Source organism: Neorhizobium sp. DAR64872/K0K18 (genome assembly GCF_050500175.1).
Lineage (GTDB): Bacteria > Pseudomonadota > Alphaproteobacteria > Rhizobiales > Rhizobiaceae > Neorhizobium > Neorhizobium soli.
Genome location: NZ_CP191446.1, coordinates 1,247,803 through 1,269,651 on the forward strand (window position 1 = coordinate 1,247,803; position 21,849 = coordinate 1,269,651).

The following is a 21,849-nucleotide window of genomic DNA, read 5'->3' on the forward strand; positions in this document are numbered from 1 at the left end:
GCTATCTCCTGCCGCCACGGAAGGGGCGCGTACCTGGCTTTTTGGGCCGTCCGCCAGATTTGTCTCGTCGTGCAGACTTGTGGAACGAGCGGGCGCCGCCCGGCAGCTTCTTGCCTTCGCTCAGCATTTCAAACTGAAGCGCACCGGCAAGCGGAACTGCCGCCTTCAGCTTCACATCGACGGTATCGCCGATCTGGTAGCCGAGACCGGAACGTTCGCCTGTTAGCGCCTGATGCGCCTCGTCATAGATATAGTAATCGTCGCCGATCGTTGACACCGGCACGAAACCATCGGCGCCATAGGTCGGCAGGGCCACGAACAGGCCTGCCTTGGTCACGCCGGACACGCGGCCCTGGAACTCCTCGCCGATCTTCGTCGAGAGGTGGTGCGCGACAAGACGGTTTACCGTGTCGCGTTCGGCGGCCATGGCGCGGCGCTCGAAGGTGGAGATCTCTGCCGCGATATCTTCGAGCTGGGCTTCCTCGCCCGGCGTGATTCCACCTTCGCCGAGGCCGAGCGACCCGACCAGCGCGCGATGCACGATCAGATCCGCATAACGGCGGATGGGCGACGTGAAATGCGCGTATTTCATCAGGTTGAGGCCGAAATGGCCGATATTGTCGGGGCTGTAGATCGCCTGGCTCTGGGAGCGCAGCACCATCTCGTTGACCATGATCTGGTGCGGCGTGCCCTGTGCCTGCGACAGGATGCCGTTGAACGAGTTGGAGCGCATCTGGCCGCCGCGAGCCATTGAAATGCCGAGCGTGTTCAGGAACTCGCGCAGCGTCTCCTGCTTGGCAAGCGAGGGGCCGTCATGGATCCGGTAGATCAGCGACTGTTTTTTCTTCTCGAGCGTTTCGGCGGCGCAGACGTTTGCCTGGATCATCATCTCTTCGATGAGCCGATGCGCGTCGAGCCTCTCTGGCACGATCACACGATCCACCGTGCCATCCGGCTTCAGCATGATCTTGCGCTCGGGCATATCGAGTTCGAGCGGCTGTCGACGGTCGCGGCCGATCGTCATGATGCGGTAGGCGTCCCACAGCGGCTTCAGGACAGGCTCCAGCAACGGACCGGTCTTGTCGTCGGTCTCGCCGTCGATGGCGGCCTGAGCCTGCTGGTAGGAGAGCTTGGCCGCACTCTTCATCATGATGCGGTGGAACGTATGGCCGGCCTTGCGGCCTTCCTTGGAAAAGACCATGCGCACGGCAAGTGCGGGCCGGTCTTCGCCCTCGCGCAGCGAGCAGAGATCGTTGGAAATGCGTTCCGGCAGCATCGGTACGACGCGGTCGGGGAAGTAAACGGAATTGCCGCGCTTCTGCGCTTCGCGGTCCAATGGCTTGCCGGTGCGGACATACCAGGAGACATCGGCGATCGCGACGGTGACGATGACGCCGCCCGGATTGTCGGGCGAGGTGTCTGGCTCGGCATAAACAGCGTCGTCGTGATCCTTGGCGTCGGCGGGATCGATTGTCAGGAGCGGCACGTCGCGCCAGTCTTCGCGCTTCGACATGCTGGCCGGCTTTGCAGCTTCCGCTTCTTCCATCACCTCGTTCGGGAAGATGTGCGGAATGCCGTGCGAATAGATGGCGATCATCGAGATCGCCTTTTCCGAACCGACGGAGCCGACAATGTTGAGGACGCGGGCGCGCGGCAGGCCGAACCGGCCGTTGCGCACGACTTCCGACTCGACCAGGTCGCCGTCCTTGGCGTCCCCGATGTCCTCGGGTTCGATCACCATTTCCTCGCCGCGCCTCTCGGTCGGCAGAAGACGCATTTCGCCGTCAGCCAGTCTCTGGACGACGCCGAGGGCCGCGCCGCGGCGCTTGTCGATGACCTTGATGACGCGGGCCGTATAGGCCGGACCTGAGCGGTCCTTGTTCGGGAAGATCTTTGCCAGAATGCGATCGTTGAGACCCGCGGCTGGCGCCTTGCCCTTTCCGCGGCTGTCATGCGACTGGCGGATGAGCACGGCAGGGGCCGCACCCATATCTTCCGGCCATTCCATCGGCCGACCGATCAGTTCGCCATCCTTGTCGCGGGTGGTGATGTCGAGAACGGTGACCGGGGGCAGGGCACCCGGGCGCGAGAGCGACTTGCGGTTCTTGGTGAGAAGACCGTCTTCCTCGAGCGAATGCAGCAGATCCTTGAGCTCGATGCGCGTATCGCCTTTCAGCCCGAAAGCCTTGGCAATCTCCCGTTTCGAGCTCTTGTCGGGATTGTCAGCGATGAACTGGAGCAGCACATCGCGCGGAGGAACCGCACCCTGGACAATAACCGGTCTGCTCGCCGACTGGCTGTCGCCACGGTCAGCCTTCGCGGCGCGTTTCTGCTGGCGATTGGATCGCTCGTTCGGTTCTCTCACGTGTCCGTCTTCTTCGCCTTCGATGCGGTTGTCTTTTTGGCCGGTGCCTTCTTGGCAGGCGCCTTCTTGGCTGCGGTCTTAGCCTTGGCAGGCGACTTCTTTGTGGCGGTCTCGGTCGTTGCGTCCGCCTCTGTCTTGGCAGCAGCCTTTTTTGCTGTGGCCTTCATGGCAGGCGCTTTCGCCTTGGCCTTGCCCGACGATGCCTTGCCGCCCTTTTCGATGATCAGCGCCATCGCCTGTTCCATCGTTACCGACTGCGGGTCCATGCCCTTCGGCAGCGTGGCATTGACCTTGGCCCAGTTGACGTAAGGCCCGTATTTGCCGTCGCGCACGGTAATCGCGCCGCCGTCCGGATGCGCGCCAAGGTCCTTGAGCGCTGCCGGTGTGCCACGACCGCGTCCGCCGGGGCCTTTTTCCTTTTTCTCGGCAATCACGGTGACGGCGCGGTTGAGACCGATCGAGAACACGTCCTCGATCGTTTCCAGGTTCGCATAGCCACCGTCATGCAGCAGGAACGGCCCGTAACGGCCAAGACCTGCCGAAATCATCTTGCCCGATTCCGGATGCTTGCCCACGTCGCGCGGCAGGTTGATCAGTGCCAGCGCCTTTTCATGGTCGATATCGTCAGGCAGCCAACCCTTGGGCAGCGAGGAGCGCTTGGCTTCTTTGCCGTCGCCGCGCTGGATATAGGGTCCGAAACGACCCGACCGCAGCGTCAGCTGCTCGTTGGTCATCGGATCGGTCCCGAGTTCCTTCGGTTCGTTGAGGCCGGAAGCTTCCGCATCCGCGCCGCCTTCGGACGACAACTGACGTGTGAAGTTGCACTCCGGATAGTTCGAGCAGCCGACGAATGCGCCGTACTTGCCGAGCTTCAGCGACAGGTTGCCGGTGCCGCAGACCTGGCAGATACGCGGATCCGAACCGTCTTCCCGCTTCGGAAAGACCAGCGGTGCCAGCGCTTCGTTCAAAGCGTCCAGCACGTTGGTGACGCGCAGTTCCTTGGTGTCTTCGATCTGGCCGAAGAAATCCTGCCAGAACTCCCGCAGAACCTGCTTCCAGTCCAGTTCGCCGGCCGAGATCCGGTCGAGCTTTTCCTCGAGATCTGCCGTGAAATCGTATTCGACGTATTTCGTGAAGAAGTTCTCGAGGAACGCCGTCACCAGCCGTCCCTTGGAATGCGGGATCAGCTTGCGCTTATCCATGATCACGTATTCGCGATCGGACAGCGTCTTCAGCGTCGCGGCATAGGTGGAAGGACGGCCGATGCCGAGTTCTTCCATCTTCTTGATCAGCGATGCTTCCGAATAGCGCGGCGGTGGCTCGGTGAAATGCTGGCTCGAGTTGACCTTGTTCTTGTCGAGCTTTTCGCGAGCGTTGATCTCGGGCAGGCGACCGTCTTCGTCGTCTTCCTCGCTTTTGTCATCCTCCTCGCGGCGGTCCACATAGGCGCCGAGGAAGCCGTCGAAACGTACGACCGAACCGACGGCCCGAAGGCCAGCCTTCTCGGCGCCGTTCGTCGCCGAGATCTCGACGGTTGTGCGTTCCATTTCGGCTGACGCCATCTGGCTGGCAATGCCGCGCTTCCAGATCAGCTCGTAGAGACGCGCCTGATCGGCATCGAGATACTGGCGAACCTTGTCCGGCGTGCGGTTGAAGTCGGTAGGGCGGATCGCTTCGTGAGCTTCCTGCGCGTTCTTCGCCTTGGTGGAGTAGAAGCGCGGCTTTTCAGGCATGTAACGCGGGCCGAACTGCTCGACGATGGCGCTACGCGCCTGCTCGATCGCCTCGGGTGCCATCTGCACGCCATCGGTACGCATGTAGGTGATGAGACCGACAGTCTCGCCACCGATATCGATACCTTCATAGAGCTTCTGCGCGACCTGCATCGTGCGCGACGCGCCGAAGCCGATGTTCGAAGACGCGGCCTGCTGCAGGCTCGACGTGGTGAACGGAGGGCCGGGATTGCGCTTCACCGGCTTTGCTTCGACCGTCTCGACGCTATAGGCGGCGCCGTCGAGCAGCGTCTTCAGGCGGCCGGCTTCTTCGCCGTTCGTGATCGATTTGCTCTGCAGGCGCTTGCCGTCGGCCTGCACCAGCTTGGCCAGGAACTCGTCGCCACGCGGTGTCTTCAGAAGCGCGGAGATATTCCAGTACTCTTCCGAGACGAAGCGCTCGATCTCGGTTTCGCGGTCGCAGACGAGGCGCAGCGCAACCGACTGCACACGGCCGGCAGAACGGGCGCCCGGCAGCTTGCGCCACAGGACCGGAGACAGGTTGAAGCCGACGAGATAGTCGAGAGCGCGGCGGGCGAGATACGCGTCCACCAGCGGCACGTCGATATCGCGCGGGTTGGCCATCGCATCGAGAACCGCCTTCTTGGTGATGGCGTTGAACACGACGCGCTTGACCAGCTTATCGCCGATCACCTTCTTCTTCTTCAAGAGGTCGAGGACATGCCAGGAAATCGCTTCACCCTCGCGATCCGGGTCGGTCGCGAGATAAACGGCGTCCGAACCCTTCACGGCGTCGGCAATATCCTTCATCCGCTTCTGGGATGCGCTGTCGACTTCCCAGAGCATCTCGAAGTCCTGGTCAGGCAAAACCGACCCGTCCTTGGCAGGAAGGTCGCGGACGTGGCCGAAAGAGGCGAGAACCTTGTAACCCGAGCCAAGATACTTGTTGATGGTCTTGGCTTTGGCTGGAGATTCTACAATGACTACATTCATCTTGTTTCTCTGCAATAGAGCTTTGCCCGGTCTCGTAACGATCCAGGCGGAAATCTGGTCTCCCGACATGGCGGGCGTTTGTCCCGGGGTCAAGAGGTCATCGTTAATTAGTAGGATACAACGAACTGCAACCTGAGAGTGATGTGCAATTAGTTGCAATCTTAAATAAACATCTCTAAGCTGCGCTGATAAGGTGACGAATAGTTATATTAGGCGGTGTCGCGCCCTATTTGACAGGATGTGAAATGGTCTCTCACGGTGACAAGGACGGACGGGGCGACGAGAATTCGCGCAACATCGCCTACATCCGGCAGATGCTGGCAGAGTTGCGGCAGGTCGCGCTCAGCGAGGGGGCTGATATGCTGTGCTACCTCATCGAGATGGCCTATGTCGAGGCTGGCGACGTGCAGGCCGGGCGACGACCGCGATCAGTCTTCCATAGCAAGTGAGACCATGCCGCCCGGGTGCCGGTGCAGCCGACCGGCAAGATCGAGTTCCAGCAGAATAAGATAGACACTGGCCGCGGCAACACCCGTATGCCGGATGATATCGTCGATATCGACCGGTGTCGGACTAAGCGCCGAAATGATGCGCGTCCTGTCGTCGTCATCGGGCGGCAGGAGTGTGCTGCCTCTGCCGGGCTCTTCGATGACGGTATTTTGAAATCTATCGAGATCGGACAGCGGCGCCAACGCGTCCAGCACATCCGAAGCGCCGGTCGTGACGATGGCGCCCTGCTTGAGAAGTCCGTTCGTACCGTGGCAGCGCGGATCGAGTGGCGAGCCGGGGACGGCAAACACCAGCCGGCCGAAATCGGCAGCAAGCCTTGCGGTGATCAGCGAACCTGAACGCTCAGCCGCTTCGACAACAACAAGGCCCAGCGAAATTCCAGCGATAAGCCGGTTGCGACGGGGGAAATCACGCGCCCGGGGCTCCCACCCGAATGGCATCTCTGAAACGGCAAGGCCCCTGCCGGCGGTGATCTCATCGAGCAGGGCGACGTTTTCCGGCGGATAGGGACGGTCGAGGCCGCCGGCCAGAACCGCGATCGTGCCGGTATCGAGACTGGCGCGGTGCGACGCCGCATCGATGCCGCGAGCAAGTCCTGACGTGATCGCATAACCGGCGCGGCCGCAATCTCTGGCAATCGCCGCCGCAAACTTCGCCCCGGCGATTGAGGCGTTGCGCGAGCCGACAATGCCGACCGAGGGGCGGGTGGCGGTGGAGAGATCGCCCTTTGCCGCAACGAGCGGCGGCGCTGCCTCGATCTGTCGCAACGCGGGAGGGTAGTCGGGTTCACCGATGCCGATGAACTGTGCGCCCTGGCGGCGTGCGATCTCCAGCTCGCGTTCGGCCTCACTGGCACTGGCGATGCGGATTGCCCGTGTCGATCCGCCGCGCGCTGACAGTTCCGGTAACATGGCCAGCGCATTTTCCGCCGAGCCGCAATGATTGATGAGATCCCGGAATGTCGCCGGGCCGACATTGTCGGAGCGGATCAACCGCAGCCAGGCGATCTTCTGCCGTTCGGTGAGCGCAATTCCTATCCGTCTTGCGCTGCTATCCGGCATGATCCGTCCTTTAAGGGACTAGCCCTTTTGGCCGATCTTGCTTTCGGTGCCGGCAATCAACCGCTCGATATTGGTCTTGTGCTTGATAAAGGAGATGATCGTCATGAGAGCCATGACGGCAGCAATCTTTGGTTCCTGTATGAACCACAGCACAACCGGAATGACAAGTGTTGCAACCAGGGCGGACAGGGATGAGTATTTGCTGAGCTTGGCAACCGAGAGCCAGACGGCGGCAAACACCAGAACCATCAGCGGCGCGACCCCGAGCAGCGTGCCGATATAGGTTGCGACACCCTTGCCCCCCTTGAAGCCGAGCCAGACCGGATAGAGGTGACCCATGAAGGCGGCAAAGCTGGCGATGAGGCCCGCTTCCGGCCCGAAGGCGTACCAGCCGATCAGGGCCGCGGCGGTCGCCTTCAAGGCGTCGAGCAGAAGCGTGCCTGCGGCGAGCTTCTTATTTCCGGTGCGAAGGACGTTGGTCGCCCCGATATTGCCGGAACCGATCGAGCGGATATCGCCGAGACCAGCGGCACGGGTGAGAAGCAGGCCGAACGGGATCGAGCCCAAGAGATAGCCGAGAACAAGCGCGCCGGCTGCGATCGGCAGGGTGATCTGCCAGGTAAGAAGGTCGGTTATCATGTGTTTCCCCCAAAGCCCCTAGTCGGGTTTGCCCCCGTTCCAACCCTTTCGCGCAAGCGCGCGATGGGTCGGCCCGCCCCATCTCTATCCCAGTTTATAGACGCATTTGCCGCCGACATAGGTTGCGACGGCCCGGCCGGAAAAGCGCGCGTCCTCGAACGGCGTGTTTTTCGAGCGCGACAGAAGCATATCCTTGGCGACGATCCAAGGCTCGTCGAGATCGATCAGCGTGATATCGGCTTTTGCACCCGGTCTCAGCGTACCGGCATCGAGACCGAAGATTTCGGCCGGGCGGGTCGACATCGCCGAAATCAGCCGCATCAGCGGCACGCGCCCGTCATGATGCAGGCGAAGGGCTGCCGACAGCATGGTTTCGAGCCCGATCGCGCCATCGGCGGCATCAGCGAAGGGAAGGCGCTTGGTATCGACGTCCTGCGGATCGTGCGAGGACACGATGATATCGATGCTGCCGTCGGCGAGCGCCTCGACCATGGCGATTCGATCGTCTTCGGACCGCAGTGGCGGCGACAGCTTGAAGAAGCTGCGGTATTCGCCGATGTCGTTTTCATTGAGCGAAAGATGGTTGATCGACACGCCGCAGGTGACGTTGGCGCCGCGTGCGCGGGCAGACCGCATGGCTTCGGCCGATTCCGCCACCGAGATTTTTGCCGCGTGGTATTTGGCGCGGGTGAGGCCGGCGATGCGCAGATCGCGTTCAAGCGGAATGATCTCCGCTTCCTTGGGCACGCCCGACAGGCCGAGCCAGGAGGCGAACAGGCCCTCGTTCATGACGCCGTTGCCAAGATATTTCTCGCGCAGTTCGAGCGAGATCACCGCATCGAACTCGCGCGCATAGGTCATCGCGCGGCGCAGCAGCAGCGAATCGGACAGGCCGTGACGGCCATTGGTAAAGGCCACGGCACCGGCTTGCTGCAGCAGGCCGAACTCGGTCATCTCCTTGCCGGCAAGCCCTTTGGTGAGCGCTGCGGCAGTGTGGACATTGACGATCGCCTTGTCACGAGCCGTCTTCTGAACAAACTCAACGAGTGCGATATCGTCAAGAACAGGATCGGTATCCGGCATCATGATAAACGAGGTGACGCCACCGGCGGCAGCGGCGCGGCTGGCCGAAGAAATCGTCTCGCGATGTTCAGCACCCGGTTCGCCGACATAGACGCGCGCATCGACAAGCCCGGGCGTGGCGACAAGACCCTGGCAATCGCGGACCGTGGCGCCGTCGGGCGTGCCCTGGTTCTGGGCATCCTTTCCGGCTGCGAGGATGCGGCCGTCGGCGCCGACGATGATCGTGCCGGTTTCATCGAGATTGCGCGATGGATCGATGATGCGCAGGTTCCTGAGAACGGTGTCATTGGACATGGTCGTGCTCATGCGCGCTCTCCCTGATTGGAGGTAAGGAGCGTTTCCATGACCGCCATGCGGACGGCGACGCCCATTTCGACCTGCTGCTCAATGACGCTCTGCGGACCGTCGGCGACATCGGAAGCGATCTCGACGCCGCGGTTCATCGGACCCGGATGCATGACCAGCGCATCACCCTTGGCGACTTTCAGCTTTTCCGCATCGAGACCGTAGAAGTGGAAGTATTCGCGCACCGACGGCACAAAGGAGCCGGCCATGCGCTCGCGCTGCAGACGCAGCATCATCACCACATCCGCATCCCGCAAACCTTCTTCCATCGAGTGAAAGACCTCGACGCTCATGTCGCGGATGCCTGACGGAAGTAGCGTCGACGGCGCGACGACCCGGACACGGGCGCCCATGGCATTCAAGAGGATGATGTTGGAGCGGGCGACGCGCGAATGTAAAACATCGCCGCAGATGGCGACGATGATGCCCGACAGCTTGCCCTTGGCGCGGCGGATGGTCAAAGCGTCGAGCAGCGCCTGAGTCGGATGTTCGTGCTGGCCATCGCCGGCATTGACCACCGAGCAGGTCACCTTCTGAGCAAGCAGGGCCGCGGCACCGGCCGAGGAATGCCTGAGGACCAGCACGTCCGGGTGCATGGCGTTCAGCGTCATCGCCGTATCGATCAGCGTCTCGCCCTTCTTCACCGACGAATTGCTGACGGACATATTCATCACGTCGGCGCCGAGCCGTTTGCCGGCAAGCTCGAACGAGGACTGCGTCCGCGTCGAGGCTTCGAAAAAGAGATTGATCTGGGTGAGGCCCCGAAGCGTGGACGTCTTCTTTTCCCGCTGCCGGGAAATCTGCACGGCCTCGTCGGCCTTGTCGAGAAGCGTCGTAATGTCCTGCCGGGTGAGACCCTTGATGCCAAGGAGATGGCGGTGGGGAAAGAAGACCATAGGGGGCGTCTCCGCTTGCGTTCGGCGGTCTATAAGGTCTGGGGGGAAAGGCCGCAAGCGGGATGGGAGGTTATCTACGGCTTGTTCGTCATGATCGCCCGGTAATCCCGGCCGCGATAGAAGACATTGACGATGTCGACGGCTGTTTCTACCTCGCGGTAGAGGATGACGGCATGATGCTCGAAGGGGACCATGCGAATGCCGGGACCGAGGTCTGGCCTAGCCGCGCCGCCCGCCGGTGCGTTGCCGATCCTGTCGCAACGCGCCAGAAGCCGGTCGGTAAATTGTCGAGCGGTCTGAAAACTCTGGCTTGCCTCAAGGATGTAGAGAAAGATCGCATCGATGTCGTCGAGAGCGTCCGGCCTGTATTGCACCGGCAGACGCTTCATCGGCGTCATCCCTTATGCGAGGTGTAAAGCCTGTCGAGATGGGCACGAGCCTCAGCACCGCTGATACTGGGTCGCGGATCGTCCAGCGATCTTTTGACGCGGTTGCGTATTGCCTCGAGACGCTCGTCCTGTTCGGCGTCTTCCCGCATAAGTGCATCGACCGCGGCCTGCATTGCTTCATCCGTCGAAGCGTATTGGCCGGTCTCGACACGGCTCACGATTGCATCTGCCAGATCTTGCGGTAGCGTGATGCTGAATTTTCGCAAACTCATGATTGCAACTCTCGTCTTCGCTCTGTGCCAGTATGGACTATGCGCCGGTCGTCAGCTTTTGTGAAGAACCATCGAATTCCTTCTGTGCTGCCGTTCCCACGCCCTTTAACTTCCGCTAGAACCGCCCCATGAACGACATGTCGCGCGATGAAGAAAAATTTGGTGAACTGAACCAGCCGAAGCCCTGGTCCGGCATCAATGCCTACCGCTCCGATCCCCTTGTGGTCGACCTGACCGGCGATCTGAACCGCGCGATCCGCGACGAATACGACCAGCTCGGCAATTACGTGACCTCTCCGGAAGCCCAGGAACTGGCGCGGATGGCGAACGAAAATCCGCCCAAACTGCGCACCCACGGTCCGCGCGGCGAGCGGCAGGACACGGTCGAGTTCCATCCTGCCTGGCATGCCCTGATGCGCCGCTCGATGCAAAGCGGCCTGCATTCGTCGATCTGGGAGACCATTCCGGAGCAGCGTGCCCACGAACACAAGGTTCGCGCCACCCGCTTCTATCTGTCCGCCCAGCTGGAATGCGGCCATCTGTGCCCGCTGACGATGACGAGCGCTTCGATTGCGGCGATGATGGCTTCCCCACGCGTCCACAAGGAATGGGCGCCGAAAGTTCTGTCGCGCAAATACGATTCGACCAATCGGCCGGCCATGCAGAAGTCCGCCATCACGGTCGGCATGGGCATGACCGAAAAGCAGGGCGGCACCGACGTGCGCGCCAACCGGTCTACCGCCGAGCGTGTGGGCGAGGGGATCTACCGCCTTTCCGGCCACAAGTGGTTCATGTCGGCGCCGATGAGCGACGGCTTTATCATGCTGGCAAAGACAAATGAGGGAATCGGCTGTTTCCTCGTGCCGCGGCTCCTCGAGGATGGTTCGGCCAACGGGCTGAATTTCCAGCGGCTGAAGGATAAGCTCGGCAACCGCTCCAATGCATCGTCCGAAGTCGAGTTCACGGACGCCTTCGGCTATCTGCTCGGAGAGTCTGGCGGCGGCATCCGCACCATTCTCGATATGGTGACTCTGACCCGTCTCGATTGTGCTGTCGCGTCTGCCGGCATGATGCGCGCGTCGCTGGCCGAAGCGGTCCATCATACCCGCGGTCGTGCCGTGTTCGGCAAGAACCTGATCGATCAGCCGCTGATGACGCGCGTGCTCGCCGATATGGCGCTGGATGTCGCGGCTGCAACGGCGCTGTCGTTCCGGCTGGCCGACGCGTTCGATCGCGCCCGCGGAAATCCCGGCGATGCGGCCTATGCGCGCGTCATGACGCCCGTCATCAAATACTGGAACTGCAAGATCGCGCCATCGCTGATCGCTGAGGCGATGGAATGCCTTGGCGGCAATGGCTACGTCGAGGAGCGTCCGATTGCCCGGCACTACCGCGAAGCTCCGGTCAACGCGATCTGGGAAGGCTCGGGCAGCGTCATGGCGCTCGACGTTCTGCGCGTGCTGTCGCGAGGACGCGATCTGTTCGACACGGTTCTGGCCGGTTTTGAGCGGGATCTCGGCGCATCGGGCAAGAAGACCGTGGAAGTTCTGCGTGCCGCGATGGCGCTGTGCGAGCGCGACGAGGGTGCTGCGAGGCTTCTGATCGAACAGCTGGCGCTGGCGGCCGGTGCCGCAGAGCTTGCGCGCCTCGGTGCCGGCAAGATCGCCGATGCCTTCCTCGAAACCCGTCTCGCGGGCGGCTGGCGCTCGACCTACGGCATGCTCGATGCCCGCTTTGATGCCCGCTACATCGTCGATCTTCTCTACCCGCCGGCGGCGTAAGAGGAAGTCACCGCCAGGCGAGACGAAGACTGCCTGTGGGGCCAGGGCGTGCACAGCCGCGTCCCCACTTATCTCTTGTGTAACGCAGCATGCGCCAGTTTCGGTCTTCTATCCTGTGCACGGCGTCCGTGTGGCGCTTGCGATGATGGGAAACGACGGGGTATCGCAACAGTTAACAAAGAGTTGCGAGACAGGCGGGCGATGCTTCAGATAGCCGAGACGAATACCGAGACCGGTGCTGCATCAGCTCAGGCCATACGTCCGCGCAACCGGGCCGGGACGGAGCGGGCGATCTTCATTGCTGCCCGCACGCTGCTGGCCGAGGAAGGGTTTCAAGGCTTCGGCGTCAATGCGGTCGCACGGCGCGCCGGCTGCGACAAGCAACTGATCTATCGCTATTACGGCGGGCTGAACGGCCTCATCGACGCGATCGGCGCCGATCTCGGCAACTGGGTCAAGGATCGCATTCCCGAAGATACCGGCGGCATGTTTCTTCTGACCTACGGCGACCTGATGGAAAAGCTCGCCATCTATTTCATGGATGCGCTGCGCGAGGATCCGCTCGTCTGCAAGATCGTCGCCTGGGAAGTCTCGCAGGATACGCCACAGGTGCGGCGTCTGACCGAATCACGCACCAAGGCTCTCTCAAAGTGGCTGGACAAGATGCGCGGCTCGCTCACACCCCCGAAGGGTGTCGATGTCGCGACCACGAATGCCATCCTGTTTGCCGCCATCCAGCATCTGGTCGTCTCGTCTGCCGTCAGCGGCCAGTTCGCCGGCATACCGTTAAAGTCCGAGAAAGACTGGGAAAAGGTAGCGTCTTCCGTCCGCCGCCTGGTTCGCGCCATCTACGGCTGAGCAGCAGACGTTCTCCACAGCGACGCTCTGGAAATTAACCATGTTTGGCGTTTTGAATTGCAGCTTTCGCCATGCGGCCTAAATCTCTGGTTAATGATTTCTTAACCAAATCGCGGCCGTCCATGGGCAAGAATGCAACTTCCACAACGAGCATCGCATTGCTGATCGTCATGACGACGATCTTCGCAGTGCTGGCGCTCGACATTGCCATTCCTGCTCTGGTCCTCAGCCTGATGGCGCTGTCGAGATGGGTCGTAACGCTGGACCTGTCTCCAGCGGAACCAGAAGGCGAAACCGCATGAAGTTGCTCTTGATCTTGTGGGCAGGGCCCGTGCTTTTGCTGGGCAGCTGGTACGGGCTTTCCTATTACGACATGAGCTTCGGCTTCTTCATGCTGACCCGTCAGACCCATGATCTGGTCTTTCAGGTCTATGGCGACGTCCTCGGAATTCCGCCCGAAACCATCCCGCCCCTGGTTGCGCGCGCAATCGCATTCGACAGTCTTGTCGTTTTCGCCATCATCGCCTTCCGCAAGCGCAAGCAGATTGCAGCCTGGTGGCGTAGCCGTCAGGTGGGGACGTCGTTGCCGGTTTCTCTGGCAAGGGACGAAAGCCTGTCCAAGGCACCCTGAAGAATAAAGCTCGCGGCCGCCGAATCGATGCGTTCGGCGCGCTTGGCCCGCGACACGTCCATCTCCAGAAGTGCCCGTTCGGCCGCGACCGTCGATAGTCTCTCGTCCCAGAAGACGAAAGGAATGGCAGTCTTGTCCGACATCGCCCGCACAAAGGCGCGGGTTGCCTGGGCGCGTGGCCCGGCCGAACCATCCATGTTCATAGGCATGCCCAGAATGAAGGCCGAGACCTTCTCCTTCTCCGCAAACGCCAGCAGAACCTCGGCATCCTTGGTGAATTTGACGCGCTTGATGACGGTGCGGGGCGTGGCAAACCGCCGGCCGAGATCGGACATCGCAAGCCCGATGGTTTTGGTACCGAGGTCGAGCCCTGCAACAGCCTTGCCGGGCGCAAGTGTCGCGGCGAGTTCTGCGATGGTGAGGATTGCCATATGCCGGCCTTAGGTTTTCTTGCGCACGAATTCGGTGCGCAGCACCAGGCCCTTGATCGCATCGTGGCGGCAATCGATCTCTTCCGGATTGTCGGTGAGCCGGATCGAGCGGATGACGGTGCCCTGTTTCAGCGTCTGACCGGCTCCCTTCACCTTGAGATCCTTGATGAGAGTGACTGCATCGCCATCGGCAAGAATATTGCCGGCTGAGTCACGCACCTCGGATGCAGCGGAAGCCTTCGCAGCCGCATCGGCTGCAGACAGCCATTCGCCTGTAGCCTCGTCGTAGATATAATCGTCGTCGGCCATGTCGGTTTCCTCAGAGGTTCGGATGTGACGCAATCGCAGCGAGCATGCAACGATCATATCGGGATGCGACCGCTTAACCCAGTGGCAAGTCCGTGGCAACGTGGCGCCGCCTGTGTGTCAATTCCGATACGGGCGCTGCTCGCGCAATCATCGTCCTAGACCTTTGAAATGTGAAAGCGCCGCGTTATTTGATGAGGTGTGAGGTGAGACAACTGAGTTCAGAGTCTCATCCGCTTTCGGTGCTTTGAAACCTCCCTTTCGAAGTTCCATCTATGAATTTTGATTTGGTGTCATCACCTCTCTTTTTGCCATCCTCAAGGACACTTCCCCATGAAAATTACCTGGCTCGGCCATGCCGCCTTCCGCATCGAAACGGCAAAGGCAAAGATCCTGATCGACCCGTTCCTGACTCATAGCCCGACCTTTGCCGGCCAGGATCTGAAAGACGTGACCGAAGGTGTCACGCATATCCTTCTCACCCACGGTCATGGTGATCATGTCGGTGATACGGTCGCGATCGCCAAGGAAAAGGGCGCCATCGTTCTGGCCAACGCCGATCTTGCTTCCTGGCTGGGTGGAAAAGGCGTCGAGAAGCTCGAGATGGGCAATACCGGCGGCACAGTCGGCTTCGAGGGCTTCACCGCGACCTTCACACAGGCGCTCCATTCGTCCGGCCAGATCGACGAGCTCGGCGTGTCCCACTCGCTCGGTTCCGCGAACGGACTGATGCTGCATTTCGACGACGAGATGTCGGTTCTGCACATGGGTGATACGGATATCTTTACCGACATGGGACTCATCAACGAGTTGCACCAGCCGGATATCGGCATCGTGCCGATCGGCGACCGCTTCACCATGGGCGGTGCTGTCGCAGCCGTTGCCTGCCAGCGCTTCTTCGATTTCAAGCACGCCATTCCCTGCCACTACGGCACGTTCCCGATCATCGAGCAGACACCCGACAAGTTCGTCAAGGGCATGGAAGGCAGCCGCACCGCCGTCGAGGTGCCGGGCGTCGGCGTGACGCTGACCTGCTGAACAGGCATTTCAGTTGCAGCGCGCCAGGAAACCGGCGCCCTGCCTGTTGCGAAGGACGGACATGGCCATTATAGCGAAGGTGAATTTTGCCACCGGAGCCCTGCCATGTCCGTCGATCTCGCCACCGTCAAGCGCGTCGCGCGCCTCGCCCGTATTGCGGTTACGGAGGATGAGGCCAATCGCATGGTTGGCGAACTGAACGGGATCATCGATTTCGTCGAGCAACTCTCGGAAGTGGACGTCGCAGGCGTCGAGCCCATGACCTCGGTGATGCCGATGGAAATGCGGTTGCGCGCCGACGTCGTCACCGACGGCAACAAGGCAGACGAGATCGTCGCCAATGCGCCCGCAACCGACCGCAATTTCTTCATGGTGCCGAAGGTCGTCGAATAAGCCGCTTGAGCCTGAGCGCCGCCGACCCGTTTTAGCCTTTCGAGAGCACGAAAATCATGACCGACCTGACCAGCCTGACCATTGCCGAAGCCCGCGACAAACTGGCATCGAAGGAATTCACCTCCGTCGATCTGACCAACGCCTATCTCGGCGCCATCGACGCTGCAAATTCCGTCCTTAACGCCTACATCACCGTTACGCCCGAGATGGCGCTGGAGATGGCCGGGGCATCCGATGCCCGTCGCGCTTCGGGTCAAGTTGGGGCGCTCGAAGGTATTCCGCTCGGCATCAAGGATCTGTTTGCCACCAAGGGCGTCCACACCCAGGCCTGCAGCCATATACTCGACGGGTTCAAGCCCGAATACGAATCGACCGTCACTCAGAACCTGTGGGATGACGGCGCCGTCATGCTCGGCAAGCTCAACATGGACGAGTTCGCCATGGGCTCCTCCAACGAGACCTCGCATTACGGACCGGTGGTCAATCCCTGGAAAGCCGAAGGTTCGAACACTCAGCTGGTCCCGGGCGGCTCCTCCGGTGGTTCTGCCGCTGCCGTTGCCGCGCATCTCTGCGCCGGCGCGACTGCAACCGATACCGGCGGCTCGATCCGCCAGCCCGCTGCCTTTACCGGCACCGTTGGCATCAAGCCCACGTACGGTCGCTGCTCGCGCTGGGGTACTGTCGCGTTTGCATCCTCGCTCGATCAGGCCGGCCCGATTGCGCGTGACGTGCGCGATGCCGCCATCATGCTGAAGTCGATGGCAAGCGTCGACCGCAAGGACACGACCTCGGTCGACCTGCCAATTCCGGATTACGAGAAAGCGCTCGGCCAGTCGGTTAAGGGCATGAAGATCGGCATTCCGAAGGAATACCGCGTCGAGGGCATGCCTGAAGACATCGAAGCCTTGTGGCAGAAGGGCATTGCCTACCTAAAGGATGCCGGTGCCGAGATCGTCGATATCTCGCTGCCGCACACAAAATACGCGCTGCCCGCCTATTACATCGTGGCGCCTGCCGAAGCCTCGTCCAACCTTGCCCGCTATGACGGCGTTCGCTACGGCCTGCGCGTCGATGGCAAGGACATTTCCGACATGTACGAAAAGACCCGCGCGGCCGGCTTCGGCACCGAGGTCAAGCGCCGCATCATGATCGGCACCTACGTCCTGTCAGCCGGCTATTACGACGCCTACTACCTGCAGGCGCAAAAAGTCCGGACGCTGATCAAGCGCGATTTCGAACTCTGCTTCCATGCCGGTGTCGACGCCATCCTGACACCAGCAACGCCGTCATCGGCCTTCGGCATCGCCGATGAGGCACTCGCTGCCGATCCGGTCGCAATGTACCTGAACGACATCTTCACCGTCACGGTCAACATGGCAGGCCTCCCCGGCATCGCCGTACCGGCCGGTCTCGACAAGAAGGGCCTGCCGCTTGGCCTGCAGCTGATCGGCAAGCCGTTCGATGAGGAAACCCTGTTCCGCACAGCGCATGTGATCGAACAGGCGGCAGGCAAGTTCACGCCTGCGAAATGGTGGTAGCGGCTGTCCGGCCTCTGCCCCACCCAATGCGATGCTAGCCCGAATCGCCGGCCGATGATCTACTGTTCCTGAAACAGGGGACGCCATGCCACTCATCCGCAACGCACGCCAGGACGACGAAGCCGCGCTAGTTCAGATCGGCTTGTTCAGCTGGGAAAAAGCGATGGGCGCCGTTGGCGATCCGTCCAGCATGCGCGAAAGTGCGCTTGCCGCATTCCGCGACTTCGTTTCCTCGTCCTGGCTGACAATCTTGGTGATCGAGGCCCACGGCACGGTCGCCGGTTGGGCTGCCTGCGAGAATCGCGACGACCTGATCACCGACTTCTGGATCGACCCGCAGTTTGAGGGGCAGGGGCTCGGAAAGGCGCTGCTCGCCGATATCGAGGCCGATATCGTTCGTCGCGGGTTCGATATGGCGCGGGTCGAGACCCATGCGCAGAACGACGGGGCAGTCGGTTTCTTCGAAAAGCAGGGATACAGCGTCCATTGGCTTTCGAGCGCCTATCAGCCGAAGATCGATCGCGACATCCAGTCCATGGGACTGTCCAAGCAACTCGTCTCCGACGATCCGGGCACTTACGGGCCGAATTTTTAAACGCCGACGAGCAGCGTCCAGATCGATGCCAGCATTCCGGACACCGCAAGGATCAGCACGACAGCCAGGAAGACATGCAGCGTGGCGATGGCTTTGAGGATGGTCCTGAACGGCTCCTTGTGCGTCTTGTGGCGCAACACGCGCTGGGCCGCCACGGCGCCCAGACTTCCGCCGGCAAATGCGAGCAGGAGGAGCGTTGTTTCGCTGACCCGCCAGCGTCCATTCCTGGCGGCCCGCTTGTCGATCCAGTAGACGGAAAAGACGACTGCGTTGACGAGGATGCAGAGAACGAGAAGTGTCAGCGCAAGGTTGAGGGTCATGAACCCCAGCTAACTGCGCTCCGGTTAAGATTCATCCTCGGTGGTATCAGATGTTTCACCCGGCAAGCCTTGGCCTACGCTTGCACCTCGCCAACATTTGCTCTACCCACAAAGCACTTCGAAACTAAGCCCGAACGAGCATAAGATGACCCTAGTTGACGTCCGCACGCCCGATCCGAAACGCTTCATTCCCGGCGCCACTGGCGATTGGGAAGTGATCATCGGCATGGAGGTGCACGCCCAGGTTCTCTCCAATTCAAAACTGTTCTCCGGCGCTTCGACCGAGTTTGGCAAGCCTGCCAATGCCAACGTCTCACTGGTCGATGCGGCAATGCCCGGCATGCTGCCCGTGATCAACGAGGAATGCGTCCGCCAGGCTGTCCGCACCGGGCTTGGTCTGAAGGCGCAGATCAACAATCGTTCGATCTTCGACCGCAAAAACTATTTCTATCCGGATCTTCCGCAGGGCTACCAGATCTCGCAGTTCAAGGATCCGATCGTCGGCGAAGGCCAGATCGTCATCTCGCTCGGTCCCGACCGTCAGGGCCAGTTCGAAGATATCGAGATCGGCATCGAGCGCCTGCATCTGGAACAGGATGCCGGCAAGTCGATGCATGACCAGCATCCGACCATGTCCTATGTGGATCTCAACCGATCCGGCGTCGCTCTGATGGAGATCGTGTCGAAGCCCGACATGCGTTCGTCCGACGAGGCGAAGGCCTATATGACGAAGCTGCGCTCGATCGTGCGCTATCTCGGCACCTGCGACGGCAACATGGACGAGGGCTCGATGCGCGCCGACGTCAACGTCTCCGTCCGTCGTCCGGGCGAAGGTTTTGGCACGCGCTGCGAAATCAAGAACGTCAACTCGATCCGCTTCATCGGTCAGGCGATCGAATACGAAGCCCGTCGCCAGATCGCCATCCTGGAGGACGGCGGCTCGATCGACCAGGAGACCCGTCTCTTCGATCCGGGCAAGGGTGAAACGCGGTCGATGCGCTCCAAGGAAGACGCGCATGACTACCGCTATTTCCCGGATCCGGACCTGCTGCCGCTCGTCTTCGACGACGCGTTTGTCGCAGAGCTTGCCAAGGACCTGCCGGAACTGCCTGACGACAAGAAGGCCCGCTTCGTGGCTGAACTTGGCCTTTCGATCTATGACGCCTCGGTTCTGGTGTCCGAGAAGGCGATCGCCGATTACTACGAAGCCGTGGCTGAGGGACGCGACGGCAAGATGGCGGCCAACTGGGTCATCAACGACTTGCTGGGCGCCTTGAACAAAGCGGGCAAAGGCATTGAAGAGACTCCGGTTTCTCCCGCCCAGCTTGGCGGCATCATCGATCTGATCAAGTCGGAAGTCATCTCCGGCAAGATCGCCAAGGACCTGTTCGAGATCGTCTTTTCCGAAGGCGGTGACCCGGCGGACATCGTCGAGAGCCGCGGTATGAAGCAGGTCACCGATACCGGCGCCATTGAAAAAGCCGTGGACGACATCATCGCCGCCAATCCCGATCAGGTCGCCAAGGTTCTGGCCAAGCCGACGCTTGCCGGCTGGTTCGTGGGACAGGTGATGAAGTCGACCGGCGGCAAGGCTAATCCGCAGGCCGTCCAGGCCCTGGTCAAGGCCAAGCTGGGCATCGAGGACTAACCTGTTGGTCTACTTCATTCGCACAGCGGGCGACGAGGACGTGGAGAAGATCCGCGTCCTTCTCGCCGAGACGTTTCATCAGTCCTACGACCCGTTCTACGGTGCAGACGCCGTCGAGAAGATGGTGCGCAACTGGCATTCGCCGGTCGCGATCCGCACTAGGCTGATCAAGAAGGATGGCGAGTTTCTCGTCGCCGACGATGGAAGCAAGATCGGCGGCATCGCTTACGCCGCCGTATACCCGAAAATGGCAAAGACGGTGATGCTGCATCAGCTCTACGTCGCGCCCGCCTGCCAGAATGACGGCATCGGTCGGGATCTGTTCGCCGAAATCGAGACCTGCTTCCCGGATGCGGAAATCATGCGGGTCGAGGTGTCGCTGCCGAATGTGCGTGCCGCCTCCTTCTACCAGCGTCTCGGATTTGCCGAGGTCGACCGCATGGAGGAATGGGGTGCGCCAAATTCCGGCCTGCCGGCGATCATCATGGAAAAGCGGCTCCAGTCGCTTTAGACGGGTCGGATCAGGGGAGGGTGAAATGGACGGCATCATCATTCGCAGGGCTCGCGAATCGGACCTCTCCCAGCTGATCGCAATGTTTGCGGCCGACGATGTCGGTGGTCACGGCGATACGACCGATGCGGACGCCTACGACGATTACCTGCGTGCTTTCAACATGATCGACGCTTCCCAGAACGAGCAGCTCTTCGTCGCCGAGCGGGACGGATACGTGGTCGGCACGTTCCAGATTCTCTTCAACCGAACGCTGACCGGCCGCGGCTCGCTGTCGATGATCATCGAAGCCGTGCAGACAAGACCCGACATGCGCGGGCAGGGCATCGGCGCGCAGATGATCGGTTACGCGATCGAAGAGGCAAAGCGGCGCGACTGCCGCCTCGTGCAACTGACGTCCAACGCAGCTCGCACGGATGCCCATCGCTTCTACGAGCGGCTGGGTTTTGCAAAGAGCCACGCGGGCTTCAAGATGAAGTTCAAATAGACCTCGAAATCTCGGAAATGCTGGACATCATCGCTGTCTGGCGGCATAAGCGGTGGAGCCAGTTCGACTGGTCACCTGTTTGCCAATCCTATGGACAAGCCCATGAAAAATCTCCTGCTGCAGATCTTCACCTGGTGGAACGGCCAAACCATGGGCACGCGTTTCTTTACCTGGCGCCATGGCAAGAAGGTGGGCGACGATGAATTGGGCAACGTCTATTTCGAAGGTCCGATGACCTCCTGGGGTAAGCCGAAGCGCTGGGTGATCTACAAGGATTACGCCGAAGCCTCTGCTATCCCGCCAGGCTGGCACGGCTGGATGCATTACCGCACCGATACGCCTCCGCCCAAGGAAGACTACAAGGCGCGCGAATGGGAGAAGGCGCACAAGCCGAACCTGACCGGCTCGGCGCTTGCATACCGTCCTCAGGGTTCGCTGTCGGCCAATGGTGAACGTCCTCGCGTGACCGGCGACTATGACGCCTGGACACCCGGTAACTGAGCCTGACTGGCACCTGTTTTAGCCATATTCCACAACTAGTCCTCGATCGGGCATTCCCAGGACGCCTTTTCGAGACGGGACCAATAATGACACGTACGAAGCTTTCCCCCCGCACACGATCGATTGGCGTCTTTCTGGCCGTCGTCTCGGTTCTGACAGGGGGAAATGCCTCGGCTGCGCGGATCGAAAATCCGGTTGCCGTCTTCAACGGCATCGACAAGATCACCGGCCGCATCACCACATTCGACGTCTATCTCAACGAGACGGTGCAGTATGGCGCGCTTCAGGTGACGCCGAAGGTCTGCTATTCCCGAGACGAAACGGAAGCCCAAAAGATCGACGGGTTTATCGAAGTCGACGAGATCACACTCGACCGCAAGATCCGCCGCATCTTCACCGGTTGGATGTTTGCGGACAGCCCCGGCCTCAACGCCGTCGAGCACCCAATCTATGACGTCTGGCTGACAGGCTGCAAGCAGACTTCCGACGTGCCGGCACCCGCCCGCGCGACCAACTGAAGCTCAC

General features: G+C 61.0%; 26 protein-coding genes. 14 read left to right on the plus strand and 12 right to left on the minus strand.

All coding sequences use genetic code 11. The features are described from left to right. Position 1: 1 nt before the first annotated feature. Both rnr and topA read right to left on the minus strand, forming a co-directional pair. Positions 2-2,365, minus strand: coding sequence for a ribonuclease R (gene rnr / locus ACQY1P_RS11385; RefSeq protein ID WP_430256419.1), 2,364 nt, complete (start codon positions 2,363-2,365; stop codon positions 2-4). Then, a complete protein-coding gene (topA, locus tag ACQY1P_RS11390; RefSeq protein ID WP_430256420.1) occupies positions 2,362-5,091 on the minus strand; it encodes a type I DNA topoisomerase in 2,730 nt (909 codons plus the stop codon). The genes rnr and topA overlap by 4 nt, the downstream gene beginning before the upstream one ends. A gap of 245 nt (positions 5,092-5,336) precedes the next feature. On the opposite strand from topA, the gene ACQY1P_RS11395 reads away from it, so the two are divergent. Beyond that, positions 5,337-5,540: a hypothetical protein gene (locus tag ACQY1P_RS11395; RefSeq protein WP_062453210.1), complete on the plus strand. Its 204-nt coding sequence runs from the start codon at positions 5,337-5,339 to the stop codon at positions 5,538-5,540. Here the strand turns inward: ACQY1P_RS11395 and dprA are convergent. From dprA to ACQY1P_RS11425, 6 genes are all read right to left on the minus strand, one after another. Then, entirely contained in the window at positions 5,520-6,662 is a 1,143-nt protein-coding gene (dprA, locus tag ACQY1P_RS11400; protein WP_430256421.1) for a DNA-processing protein DprA, read from the minus strand. The genes ACQY1P_RS11395 and dprA overlap by 21 nt on opposite strands. An 18-nt stretch (positions 6,663-6,680) precedes the next feature. Continuing rightward, positions 6,681-7,301 (minus strand): glycerol-3-phosphate 1-O-acyltransferase PlsY, encoded by a 621-nt coding sequence (plsY, locus tag ACQY1P_RS11405; RefSeq protein ID WP_430256422.1) that lies wholly within the window; start codon positions 7,299-7,301, stop codon positions 6,681-6,683. Between the two features lie 84 nt (positions 7,302-7,385). Continuing rightward, complete coding sequence (locus ACQY1P_RS11410; protein ID WP_430256698.1) at positions 7,386-8,678, minus strand: dihydroorotase; 1,293 nt, start codon at positions 8,676-8,678, stop codon at positions 7,386-7,388. A gap of 8 nt (positions 8,679-8,686) precedes the next feature. After that, the gene (locus tag ACQY1P_RS11415; RefSeq protein ID WP_062453206.1) at positions 8,687-9,625 is read right to left on the minus strand and encodes an aspartate carbamoyltransferase catalytic subunit; all 939 of its coding nucleotides are present in this window, start codon (positions 9,623-9,625) and stop codon (positions 8,687-8,689) included. A 74-nt stretch (positions 9,626-9,699) separates the two neighbouring features. Beyond that, positions 9,700-10,014 carry a type II toxin-antitoxin system RelE/ParE family toxin gene (locus ACQY1P_RS11420; protein ID WP_430256423.1) on the minus strand — a complete coding sequence of 105 codons (315 nt, stop codon included), beginning with the start codon at positions 10,012-10,014 and terminating at the stop codon, positions 9,700-9,702. Between the two features lie 5 nt (positions 10,015-10,019). After that, positions 10,020-10,286: a ribbon-helix-helix domain-containing protein gene (locus ACQY1P_RS11425; protein WP_184654936.1), complete on the minus strand. Its 267-nt coding sequence runs from the start codon at positions 10,284-10,286 to the stop codon at positions 10,020-10,022. 128 nt (positions 10,287-10,414) lie between these two features. Between ACQY1P_RS11425 and ACQY1P_RS11430 the strand changes: the two genes are divergently transcribed. Together ACQY1P_RS11430 and ACQY1P_RS11435 are read left to right on the plus strand one after the other, a co-directional pair. Then, positions 10,415-12,067 carry an acyl-CoA dehydrogenase family protein gene (locus ACQY1P_RS11430; RefSeq protein WP_092662012.1) on the plus strand — a complete coding sequence of 551 codons (1,653 nt, stop codon included), beginning with the start codon at positions 10,415-10,417 and terminating at the stop codon, positions 12,065-12,067. 201 nt (positions 12,068-12,268) lie between these two features. Then, positions 12,269-12,925 carry a TetR/AcrR family transcriptional regulator gene (locus tag ACQY1P_RS11435; RefSeq protein WP_092662014.1) on the plus strand — a complete coding sequence of 219 codons (657 nt, stop codon included), beginning with the start codon at positions 12,269-12,271 and terminating at the stop codon, positions 12,923-12,925. A 34-nt stretch (positions 12,926-12,959) separates the two neighbouring features. Here the strand turns inward: ACQY1P_RS11435 and ACQY1P_RS11440 are convergent, their stop codons facing one another. Continuing rightward, positions 12,960-13,097: a hypothetical protein gene (locus ACQY1P_RS11440; RefSeq protein WP_156461817.1), complete on the minus strand. Its 138-nt coding sequence runs from the start codon at positions 13,095-13,097 to the stop codon at positions 12,960-12,962. Between ACQY1P_RS11440 and ACQY1P_RS11445 the strand changes: the two genes are divergently transcribed. Together ACQY1P_RS11445 and ACQY1P_RS11450 are read left to right on the plus strand one after the other, a co-directional pair. Next, entirely contained in the window at positions 13,048-13,227 is a 180-nt protein-coding gene (locus ACQY1P_RS11445) for a hypothetical protein (protein WP_062453202.1), read from the plus strand. The two genes, ACQY1P_RS11440 and ACQY1P_RS11445, sit on opposite strands and share 50 nt — an antisense overlap. Then, entirely contained in the window at positions 13,224-13,556 is a 333-nt protein-coding gene (locus ACQY1P_RS11450) for a DUF6105 family protein (protein WP_062453201.1), read from the plus strand. Before ACQY1P_RS11445 ends, ACQY1P_RS11450 begins: the two co-directional genes overlap by 4 nt. Here ACQY1P_RS11450 and ruvX read toward each other — a convergent pair. Further along, entirely contained in the window at positions 13,493-13,987 is a 495-nt protein-coding gene (gene ruvX, locus ACQY1P_RS11455; RefSeq protein WP_174196000.1) for a Holliday junction resolvase RuvX, read from the minus strand. The two genes, ACQY1P_RS11450 and ruvX, sit on opposite strands and share 64 nt — an antisense overlap. Before the next feature lie 9 nt (positions 13,988-13,996). Then, complete coding sequence (locus tag ACQY1P_RS11460; RefSeq protein ID WP_062453199.1) at positions 13,997-14,296, minus strand: alkylphosphonate utilization protein; 300 nt, start codon at positions 14,294-14,296, stop codon at positions 13,997-13,999. A 330-nt stretch (positions 14,297-14,626) separates the two neighbouring features. Here ACQY1P_RS11460 and ACQY1P_RS11465 point away from each other — a divergent pair, with 330 nt between their 5' ends. The 4 genes from ACQY1P_RS11465 to ACQY1P_RS11480 all read left to right on the plus strand — a co-directional run bounded on the left by ACQY1P_RS11465 (position 14,627) and on the right by ACQY1P_RS11480 (position 17,857). Continuing rightward, positions 14,627-15,331, plus strand: coding sequence for a metal-dependent hydrolase (locus ACQY1P_RS11465; protein ID WP_092662017.1), 705 nt, complete (start codon positions 14,627-14,629; stop codon positions 15,329-15,331). Positions 15,332-15,436: 105 nt separating this feature from the next. Beyond that, on the plus strand, positions 15,437-15,724 hold the full coding sequence (gene gatC, locus ACQY1P_RS11470; RefSeq protein ID WP_430256424.1) for an Asp-tRNA(Asn)/Glu-tRNA(Gln) amidotransferase subunit GatC: 288 nt from the start codon (positions 15,437-15,439) through the stop codon (positions 15,722-15,724). Between the two features lie 56 nt (positions 15,725-15,780). Then, positions 15,781-17,262 (plus strand): Asp-tRNA(Asn)/Glu-tRNA(Gln) amidotransferase subunit GatA, encoded by a 1,482-nt coding sequence (gene gatA, locus ACQY1P_RS11475; RefSeq protein WP_430256425.1) that lies wholly within the window; start codon positions 15,781-15,783, stop codon positions 17,260-17,262. Positions 17,263-17,347: 85 nt separating this feature from the next. After that, the gene (locus tag ACQY1P_RS11480; protein WP_430256426.1) at positions 17,348-17,857 is read left to right on the plus strand and encodes an N-acetyltransferase family protein; all 510 of its coding nucleotides are present in this window, start codon (positions 17,348-17,350) and stop codon (positions 17,855-17,857) included. Here ACQY1P_RS11480 and ACQY1P_RS11485 read toward each other — a convergent pair. After that, a complete protein-coding gene (locus tag ACQY1P_RS11485; RefSeq protein WP_062580056.1) occupies positions 17,854-18,177 on the minus strand; it encodes a DUF1294 domain-containing protein in 324 nt (107 codons plus the stop codon). The genes ACQY1P_RS11480 and ACQY1P_RS11485 overlap by 4 nt on opposite strands. A 145-nt stretch (positions 18,178-18,322) precedes the next feature. On the opposite strand from ACQY1P_RS11485, the gene gatB reads away from it, so the two are divergent. From gatB to ACQY1P_RS11510, 5 genes are all read left to right on the plus strand, one after another. Further along, complete coding sequence (gene gatB, locus ACQY1P_RS11490) at positions 18,323-19,825, plus strand: Asp-tRNA(Asn)/Glu-tRNA(Gln) amidotransferase subunit GatB (RefSeq protein ID WP_113167079.1); 1,503 nt, start codon at positions 18,323-18,325, stop codon at positions 19,823-19,825. Positions 19,826-19,829: 4 nt separating this feature from the next. Beyond that, positions 19,830-20,336, plus strand: coding sequence for a GNAT family N-acetyltransferase (locus tag ACQY1P_RS11495; protein ID WP_062453192.1), 507 nt, complete (start codon positions 19,830-19,832; stop codon positions 20,334-20,336). Between the two features lie 25 nt (positions 20,337-20,361). After that, positions 20,362-20,823, plus strand: coding sequence for a GNAT family N-acetyltransferase (locus ACQY1P_RS11500; protein WP_192076777.1), 462 nt, complete (start codon positions 20,362-20,364; stop codon positions 20,821-20,823). A 102-nt stretch (positions 20,824-20,925) separates the two neighbouring features. After that, positions 20,926-21,324 carry an NADH:ubiquinone oxidoreductase subunit NDUFA12 gene (locus tag ACQY1P_RS11505; RefSeq protein ID WP_430256427.1) on the plus strand — a complete coding sequence of 133 codons (399 nt, stop codon included), beginning with the start codon at positions 20,926-20,928 and terminating at the stop codon, positions 21,322-21,324. An 86-nt stretch (positions 21,325-21,410) separates the two neighbouring features. Then, the gene (locus tag ACQY1P_RS11510) at positions 21,411-21,842 is read left to right on the plus strand and encodes a DUF2155 domain-containing protein (protein ID WP_062453190.1); all 432 of its coding nucleotides are present in this window, start codon (positions 21,411-21,413) and stop codon (positions 21,840-21,842) included. Positions 21,843-21,849 lie beyond the last annotated feature (7 nt).

What these genes read in the sequence shown, in the direction of transcription:
- topA (WP_430256420.1), bottom strand. Translation starts at nt 5,091, where the DNA reads ATGAATGTAGTCATTGTAGAATCTCCAGCCAAAGCCAAGACCATCAAC.
- ACQY1P_RS11395 (WP_062453210.1), top strand. Translation starts at nt 5,337, where the DNA reads ATGGTCTCTCACGGTGACAAGGACGGACGGGGCGACGAGAATTCGCGC.
- dprA (WP_430256421.1), bottom strand. Translation starts at nt 6,662, where the DNA reads ATGCCGGATAGCAGCGCAAGACGGATAGGAATTGCGCTCACCGAACGG.
- plsY (WP_430256422.1), bottom strand. Translation starts at nt 7,301, where the DNA reads ATGATAACCGACCTTCTTACCTGGCAGATCACCCTGCCGATCGCAGCC.
- ACQY1P_RS11410 (WP_430256698.1), bottom strand. Translation starts at nt 8,678, where the DNA reads ATGTCCAATGACACCGTTCTCAGGAACCTGCGCATCATCGATCCATCG.
- ACQY1P_RS11415 (WP_062453206.1), bottom strand. Translation starts at nt 9,625, where the DNA reads ATGGTCTTCTTTCCCCACCGCCATCTCCTTGGCATCAAGGGTCTCACC.
- ACQY1P_RS11420 (WP_430256423.1), bottom strand. Translation starts at nt 10,014, where the DNA reads ATGAAGCGTCTGCCGGTGCAATACAGGCCGGACGCTCTCGACGACATC.
- ACQY1P_RS11425 (WP_184654936.1), bottom strand. Translation starts at nt 10,286, where the DNA reads ATGAGTTTGCGAAAATTCAGCATCACGCTACCGCAAGATCTGGCAGAT.
- ACQY1P_RS11430 (WP_092662012.1), top strand. Translation starts at nt 10,415, where the DNA reads ATGAACGACATGTCGCGCGATGAAGAAAAATTTGGTGAACTGAACCAG.
- ACQY1P_RS11435 (WP_092662014.1), top strand. Translation starts at nt 12,269, where the DNA reads ATGCTTCAGATAGCCGAGACGAATACCGAGACCGGTGCTGCATCAGCT.
- ACQY1P_RS11445 (WP_062453202.1), top strand. Translation starts at nt 13,048, where the DNA reads ATGGGCAAGAATGCAACTTCCACAACGAGCATCGCATTGCTGATCGTC.
- ACQY1P_RS11440 (WP_156461817.1), bottom strand. Translation starts at nt 13,097, where the DNA reads ATGACGATCAGCAATGCGATGCTCGTTGTGGAAGTTGCATTCTTGCCC.
- ACQY1P_RS11450 (WP_062453201.1), top strand. Translation starts at nt 13,224, where the DNA reads ATGAAGTTGCTCTTGATCTTGTGGGCAGGGCCCGTGCTTTTGCTGGGC.
- ruvX (WP_174196000.1), bottom strand. Translation starts at nt 13,987, where the DNA reads ATGGCAATCCTCACCATCGCAGAACTCGCCGCGACACTTGCGCCCGGC.
- ACQY1P_RS11460 (WP_062453199.1), bottom strand. Translation starts at nt 14,296, where the DNA reads ATGGCCGACGACGATTATATCTACGACGAGGCTACAGGCGAATGGCTG.
- ACQY1P_RS11465 (WP_092662017.1), top strand. Translation starts at nt 14,627, where the DNA reads ATGAAAATTACCTGGCTCGGCCATGCCGCCTTCCGCATCGAAACGGCA.
- gatC (WP_430256424.1), top strand. Translation starts at nt 15,437, where the DNA reads ATGTCCGTCGATCTCGCCACCGTCAAGCGCGTCGCGCGCCTCGCCCGT.
- gatA (WP_430256425.1), top strand. Translation starts at nt 15,781, where the DNA reads ATGACCGACCTGACCAGCCTGACCATTGCCGAAGCCCGCGACAAACTG.
- ACQY1P_RS11480 (WP_430256426.1), top strand. Translation starts at nt 17,348, where the DNA reads ATGCCACTCATCCGCAACGCACGCCAGGACGACGAAGCCGCGCTAGTT.
- ACQY1P_RS11485 (WP_062580056.1), bottom strand. Translation starts at nt 18,177, where the DNA reads ATGACCCTCAACCTTGCGCTGACACTTCTCGTTCTCTGCATCCTCGTC.
- gatB (WP_113167079.1), top strand. Translation starts at nt 18,323, where the DNA reads ATGACCCTAGTTGACGTCCGCACGCCCGATCCGAAACGCTTCATTCCC.
- ACQY1P_RS11500 (WP_192076777.1), top strand. Translation starts at nt 20,362, where the DNA reads ATGGACGGCATCATCATTCGCAGGGCTCGCGAATCGGACCTCTCCCAG.
- ACQY1P_RS11505 (WP_430256427.1), top strand. Translation starts at nt 20,926, where the DNA reads ATGAAAAATCTCCTGCTGCAGATCTTCACCTGGTGGAACGGCCAAACC.
- ACQY1P_RS11510 (WP_062453190.1), top strand. Translation starts at nt 21,411, where the DNA reads ATGACACGTACGAAGCTTTCCCCCCGCACACGATCGATTGGCGTCTTT.